We start from the raw sequence: 6,619 nt of genomic DNA, 5'->3' as shown, positions 1-6,619 counted from the left end.
CCCACCATCCCGCATCACCGCAGGTCAAGACACAAACCACTGCTGGAGTACTAGCGGGGCTCAGCGCGCCGCCGGCTCCCGCGCCGTCGGCGCCGCCGGCGGCGTCCGCCGCCGCGGTGGCGGCGGCTCGCCCTCCGCCTGCGGCTCCGGCGCCTCCGCCGCGGGGGCGTACGGCCGGCGGGCGGTCAGCAGCGGGTCCACCGTGATCCGGTCGGCGCCCAGCGGCGCGGTCAGCGCGCGCAGCGCCGGCTCCCCGAGGCGTACCCACTCCTGCTCCGGCCCCAGCGCGCGGCGCAGCGCCGCCTCACTGGTGAACGCCACCGCCGTCCGGGTGCCCAGCGGGGTACGGAACATCCGCAGCCGCATACCCCGGGTGCCGTCGAGCACGGGGACGTACAGCCGGGGCCGGCGTTGCGGGGCGGGGGTGTGTCCGGAGGAGTCCACATGACGACGGTACGGGGCTCCGCCCCGGCCGGCACCCGGATTCCGGCATGCGAGACGGCGCCGCCGGACCCGCCGCGGAGAACGCCTGGTTGGCGCCATCCAGGCACGGGATCGCGAGGTACGGGCCGTCCACATGCCGGACGCCGGGGGTGCGGCCTCCGGGCTGACGGCGCCGCTCAGCCCGCCGCCGTCAGCCGCCACAGCGACGTCACCTCCGCCGCCCGCGCCGCGTGCAGCGGGTCCGACGGGTCCGTCGCCCGGCGGTGCCGGGGCCGGGTGTCGTGCCGGGCGGCGACCCGCAGGCCGCCCGCCTCGATCGCCGCCAGCAGCTCCGCGCGCTCGCGCAGTCCCAGGTGCTCGGCCAGGTCGGACAGGATGAGCCACCCCTCGCCGCCCGGTTCCAGATGCGCGCCGAGGCCCGCGAGGAAGCCGCGGAGCATGCCGCCGCCCGGGTCGTACACGGCGCGCTCCAGCGCGGCGGTCGGCTTCGCGGGCAGCCAGGGCGGGTTGCAGACGACCAGCGGCGCGCGCCCCGGCGGGAACAGGTCCCCGGCCGCCACCTCGACCTGCTCGCCCAGGCCCAGCCGTTCGACGTTGTCGCGGGCGCACGCCAGCGCGCGCGGGTCGGTGTCGACGGCGACGACCCGCTCCACCCCGCGCCGCGCCAGCACCGCGGCGAGCACGCCGGTGCCGGTGCCCACGTCGAACGCCAGCGACTTCGACGGCAGCGGCGCCTCGGCGACGAGGTCCACGTACTCGCCGCGCACCGGCGAGAACACCCCGTAGTGCGGGTGCACGCGGGCGCCCAGCGCGGGTACCTCCACGCCCTTGCGGCGCCACTCGTGCGCCCCCACCGCGCCGAGCAGCTCGCGCAGCGCCACCGCGCCGGGCTCGGCCACCGGCCCGTACGCCCCGGCCACCGCGTCGGCGACGTCGGGCGCCCGGCGCAGCGGCACGGCCGCCCCCCGCGGGCCGGGCGCGAGCGGCACCAGCAGCATGCCGAGGAGGCGCGCCCGGTGGCCCCGGGCCTGCCGGTGCCGGTGGAAGGCGTCCGCCGGGCCGGACTCCCGGCCGCCCGCCGGTGCGGCCGGGCGCCGGCCGCGGCGGGCCGAGCGGCGGTCGATGCGGCGGCCCAGCGCGGCGAGGAGCTGGCGCCCGCCGTGGTAGTCGCCCTGCCAGAGGACGGCCGTGCCCTCGCACACCAGCCGGTACGCGATGTCGGCGCACATCTTGTCGTCCGCGGCGACCACCCGCGGCGGCGGCGGGGTGTCGCCCGCGGTGGTGTACCAGCGGGCGGTTCGCGCGCGCCCGTCCGCGGTCCAGTTCAGCCGGGGATGTTCGACCACGACCCCATTTTCCCGCCCGGCCGCCGCGGCGTCGCCCCCGGGGCCGCCTGTGCTGCCGTGCGCCCCCGACGCGCGCGGGCCGCCGTCCCCGCGCGGAGGTGCGCGGTGTGCCGGGCGTGTGCGCCCCCGCCGCCCCGGGGTGCGCCGCCTGCCCGGCGCTGTCGGCGGCGGCCGGTAGCCTCCGCGGCATGGGCATCAGAAGGGTCGTACCCGACATCAAGGCCGAGTCGTTCGAGGCCAGCCGCGAGTTCTACGGGCGGCTGGGCTTCGAGGAGGTGATGAACCTGGGCTGGGTGATGGCCCTGGCCGCACCCGACAACCCCACCGCGCAGCTGATCTTCATGGACCGGGACGCCTCCGCGCCGGTGGAGCCGGACATGAGCATCGAGGTCGGTGACGTCGACGCGGCGCACGCGGCGATGCGCGCCGCGGGCGCGGACATCGTGCACCCGCTGACCGACGAGGAGTGGGGCGTGCGGCGGTTCTTCGTCCGCGACCCCGACGGGAAGGTGGTCAACGTCGTCGGGCACCTCCGCTGACGTACCGCGGCGCGCGGGGCTACGGCAGCAGTCCCGCCCGGCGCGCGGCGGTCACCGCCTCCAGCCGGGTGTGCGTCCCGAGCTTGCGCATCGCGGAGCGCAGGTAGCTCTTGACCGTCTCCGGCCGCAGCCCCAGCCGCTCGCCCGTGGCCGCGTTCGTCGCGCCCGTCGCCACGCACGCCAGCACGTCCAGCTCGCGCGGTGCCAGCACCGTGCGCTCCGGCCCGGCGGCCGGCGGGGTCACCGTGACGGCCGCCGACGCCAGCCGGTCGCAGAGCGACAGCAGTTCCGCGCGCAGCTCCTCGTCCGCTATCCGCGGCGCCAGCGTCCGCAGGTCCCGGTGGGCCGTGCGGACGTTCTCCCAGGCCGCCGGGTCCGCCGCCCGCTGCGCGGTGGGCGTGGCGACGGCGAGCAGCCGGCGGGCCTCGTCCCGTACGGCGAGGGTCTGCTCCAGGTGCCGGGCCGTCTCCACCGCGGCGGTCAGCGACCGGTCGCCCAGCGGCAGCGAGTCGCGCAGGGCCCCGTAGAGCACGGCGCGCACCCGGCCGCGCACCACCACGGGCACCGCCAGCACCGAGCGCAGCCCCTCGGCGCCCACCGGGCCGTCGTACTCGTGGCTGATGGCGCGGGACGAGGTGTAGTCGGTGACGGCGCAGGGGCGGGAGAAGGCGATGGCCTTGCCGCCCAGGCCGTTGCCCGTGGTCACCCCCAGGCCCTGCAGGGACAGCGTCACCGTCCCGCTCAGCTCGCTGATCCGCAGCTTCCGGCCGCCGTCCGTGAGCAGCCCGCCGAAGGCGACGGGGACTCCGCCGCCCCGGCGCAGCCGGGCCAGCGCGCCGCGCACCTCCGCTGCGTCCGCGGTCTCCGGCATCTCGCTCGCTCCCTGGTGCTGACGGGGATCACCGGCGGGGCCGGTGTCAGGGCACCCCCGTACGGGGGTAGTGAGGCGTACGTCACTCGCAGCACGATGCTAGCGAGCCGCCGCCGTACGAGGAGGACATGTGACGGCACCGAATCCGACCGCGGACTTCCGGTCCGCCCGGGACTTCCTGCTGCGGCACCGGGAGGACTACGCCGCCGCCCGCGCCGGCTTCTCCTGGCCCAGGCCGGAGCGCTTCAACTGGGCGCTCGACTGGTTCGACGCCGTCGCCGAGGGAAACGACCGCACGGCCCTCCACATCGTGGAGGAGGACGGCCGGGAGACGCGGCTGACATTCACTCAAATGAGGGAGCGCTCGAACCGGGTCGCGAACTGGTTGCGCGCCCAGGGCGTGCGCGCCGGCGACCGGATCGTCGTCATGCTCGGCAACCAGGCCGAGCTGTGGGAGACCGCGCTCGCCGCCATGAAGCTGCGCGCCGTCGTCATCCCCGCCACGCCCCTCCTCGGCCCGGCCGACCTCGCCGACCGGATCGGCCGCGGCCGGGCCCGCCACGTCCTCGTACGCGCCGCCGACGAGGCCAAGTTCGCCGACGTGCCCGGCGACTACACCCGCATCTCCGCCGGCGGCAGCTCCGCGGGCTGGCTGCCGTACGAGGACGCCTACGGCGCCTCCGCCGTCTTCGTCCCGGACGGCCCGACCGCCGCCGGCGACACCCTCATGCTCTACTTCACCTCCGGCACCACCGCGCGCCCGAAACTCGTCGAGCACACCCATGTCTCGTACCCGGTCGGCCACCTGGCGACGATGTACTGGATCGGCATCCGCCCCGGCGACGTGCACCTGAACATCTCCTCGCCCGGCTGGGCCAAGCACGCCTGGTCCAACCTCTTCGCGCCCTGGAACGCGGAGGCGACCGTCTTCCTGTACAACTACGCCCGCTTCGACGCCGCCTCCCTGCTGGCCGCCATGGACCGCGCCGGCGTGACAACTTTCTGCGCCCCGCCCACCGTCTGGCGCATGCTCGTCCAGTCCGACCTGAGTACCCTGGCCCGCCCGCCGCGCGAGGCCGTCGCCGCAGGTGAGCCCCTCAACCCGGAGGTCATCGAGGCCGTCCGCCGGGCCTGGAACCTGACCATCCGCGACGGCTTCGGCCAGACCGAGACCGCCGTGCAGATCGCCAACCCCCCGGGGCAGCGCGTCAAGCTGGGCTCCATGGGCCGTCCCACTCCCGGATACGACGTCGTGCTCCTGGACCCCGTCAGCGGCGAACCCGCCGACGAGGGCGAGATCTGCCTCGACCTGACCGCGCGCCCCGTGGGCCTGATGACGGGCTACGAGGGCGACGCGCAGCGCACCGCCGAGGCCATGGCCGGCGGCTACTACCGCACCGGCGACATCGCCGCCCGCGACGCCGAGGGCTACCTCACGTACATCGGCCGCAGCGACGACGTCTTCAAGGCCAGCGACTACAAGATCAGCCCCTTCGAGCTGGAGAGCGCGCTGCTGGAGCACGAGGCCGTCGCCGAGGCCGCCGTGGTGCCCGCGCCCGATCCGCTGCGGCTGGCCGTGCCCAAGGCGTACGTCGTGCTCGCCGCCGGCTGGGAGCCGGGCCCCGCCGCGGCGAAGGAGATCTTCGCGCACTCCCGCGCCGTGCTCGCCCCGTACCAGCGCGTCCGGCGGCTGGAGTTCGCCGACCTGCCCAAGACCGTCTCCGGCAAGATCCGCCGCGTGCAGCTGCGCGAGGCGACCGCCGCCGGATCCGCCGACGAGTACCGCGAGGAGGACCACACGTGACCGCAGAGCCGTCCTACGCCGGGGGCACCGGCACCACCGCGCTGCTGGGGGACACCATCGGCGCCAACCTGGACCGGGCCATCGCCGCCCACCCCGACCGCGAGGCCCTCGTCGACGTGGCGTCCGGCCGGCGCTGGACGTACGCGGAGTTCGGCGCCGCCGTCGACGAGGTGGCGCGCGGGCTGCTCGCCCGCGGCGTCGCCAAGGGCGAGCGCGTCGGCATCTGGGCGGTCAACTGCCCGGAGTGGGTGCTCGTGCAGTACGCCTCGGCCCGCATCGGCGCGGTGATGGTCACCATCAACCCCGCCAACCGGGTGCACGAGCTGGAGTACGTGCTCAACCAGTCCGGCATCTCGCTGCTGGTCGCCTCGCTGGCGCACCGGACCACCGACTACCGGCGGATGGTCGAGCAGGTGCGCGGCAGCTGCCCGGCCCTGCGCAACGTCTTCTACATCGGCGACGCCGGCTGGGGCCGGCTCATCGAGGCCGGCCGCAAGGTGCCCGCGGAGCGGGTCCGCGAGCGCGAGGCGATGCTCTCCTGCGACGACCCGGTCAACATCCAGTACACCTCCGGCACCACCGGCTTCGCCAAGGGCGCGACCCTGTCGCACCACAGCATCCTCAACAACGGCTTCTTCGTCGGCGAGACGCTGAACTACACCGAGCGGGACCGCATCTGCATCCCCGTCCCCTTCTACCACTGCTTCGGCATGGTCATGGGCAACCTCGCGGCCACCAGCCACGGCGCCTGCATGGTCGTCCCCGGCCCCTCCTTCGACGCCGCCGCCACCCTCGCGGCCGTCGAGCAGGAGCGCTGCACCTCGCTGTACGGGGTGCCGACGATGTTCGTCGCCGAGCTGGGCCTGCCGGACTTCGCGCTCTACGACCTGACGTCGCTGCGCACCGGGATCATGGCCGGCTCGCCGTGCCCGGTGGAGGTGATGAAGCGGGTCGTGAACGAGATGCACATGGCGGAGGTGACCATCTGCTACGGCATGACCGAGACCTCCCCCGTCTCCATCCAGACCCGCCCCGACGACGACCTGGAGCGCCGCACCGCCACCGTCGGCCGCGTCCTGCCGCACGTCGAGGTCAAGGTCGTCGACCCGGTCACCGGCGTCACCGCGCCCCGCGGCACCGCCGGCGAGCTGTGCACCCGCGGCTACAGCGTCATGCAGGGCTACTGGGAGCAGCCCGAGCGCACCGCCGAGGTGATCGACGCCGGCCGCTGGATGCACACCGGCGACCTGGCGCGGATGCGCGAGGACGGCTGCGTGGAGATCGTCGGCCGGATCAAGGACATGATCATAAGGGGCGGGGAGAACGTCTACCCGCGCGAGATCGAGGAGTTCCTGCACACCCACCCCAAGATCGCCGACGTGCAGGTGGTGGGCGTGCCGGACGAGAAGTACGGCGAGGAGATCCTCGCCTGCGTGATCCTCAGCGACCCGGGACACGCGCTGTCCCGGCGCGAGCTGGCGCACTACTGCGAGAACCGGCTCGCCCACTACAAGATCCCCCGGCATCTGCGGATCGTGGAGGAGTTCCCGATGACGGTCAGCGGAAAGGTGCGGAAGGTCGAGCTGCGGGAGCAGTTCAGTGCCGCGGAATAGCG

6 protein-coding genes are annotated in these 6,619 nt (G+C 75.0%); 3 read left to right on the top strand and 3 right to left on the bottom strand.

Translation table 11 applies throughout. The features are described from left to right. Positions 1-60: 60 nt before the first annotated feature. Together ACHZ99_RS09610 and ACHZ99_RS09605 are read right to left on the bottom strand one after the other, a co-directional pair. Positions 61-444 carry an SAV_915 family protein gene (locus ACHZ99_RS09610; protein ID WP_420303986.1) on the bottom strand — a complete coding sequence of 128 codons (384 nt, stop codon included), beginning with the start codon at positions 442-444 and terminating at the stop codon, positions 61-63. A 176-nt stretch (positions 445-620) separates the two neighbouring features. After that, positions 621-1,790, bottom strand: a complete 1,170-nt coding sequence (locus tag ACHZ99_RS09605; RefSeq protein ID WP_420303985.1) for a methyltransferase — start codon at positions 1,788-1,790, stop codon at positions 621-623. 188 nt (positions 1,791-1,978) lie between these two features. Here ACHZ99_RS09605 and ACHZ99_RS09600 point away from each other — a divergent pair, with 188 nt between their 5' ends. Further along, entirely contained in the window at positions 1,979-2,329 is a 351-nt protein-coding gene (locus ACHZ99_RS09600) for a VOC family protein (RefSeq protein ID WP_420303984.1), read from the top strand. Positions 2,330-2,348: 19 nt separating this feature from the next. Here ACHZ99_RS09600 and ACHZ99_RS09595 read toward each other — a convergent pair whose 3' ends face one another. Further along, on the bottom strand, positions 2,349-3,200 hold the full coding sequence (locus ACHZ99_RS09595) for a response regulator transcription factor (protein WP_420303983.1): 852 nt from the start codon (positions 3,198-3,200) through the stop codon (positions 2,349-2,351). A gap of 130 nt (positions 3,201-3,330) precedes the next feature. On the opposite strand from ACHZ99_RS09595, the gene ACHZ99_RS09590 reads away from it, so the two are divergent. Together ACHZ99_RS09590 and ACHZ99_RS09585 are read left to right on the top strand one after the other, a co-directional pair. Next, entirely contained in the window at positions 3,331-5,004 is a 1,674-nt protein-coding gene (locus tag ACHZ99_RS09590; RefSeq protein WP_420303982.1) for an AMP-binding protein, read from the top strand. After that, positions 5,001-6,617: an AMP-binding protein gene (locus ACHZ99_RS09585; RefSeq protein ID WP_420303981.1), complete on the top strand. Its 1,617-nt coding sequence runs from the start codon at positions 5,001-5,003 to the stop codon at positions 6,615-6,617. Before ACHZ99_RS09590 ends, ACHZ99_RS09585 begins: the two co-directional genes overlap by 4 nt. Positions 6,618-6,619: the final 2 nt, after the last annotated feature.

The sequence above is a fragment of the Streptomyces sp. MAR4 CNX-425 genome, assembly GCF_048656465.1.
Classification (GTDB): domain Bacteria; phylum Actinomycetota; class Actinomycetes; order Streptomycetales; family Streptomycetaceae; genus Streptomyces.
Note: the sequence above shows the minus strand (reverse complement) of the source record. Positions and strands in the feature narration are given on the sequence as shown.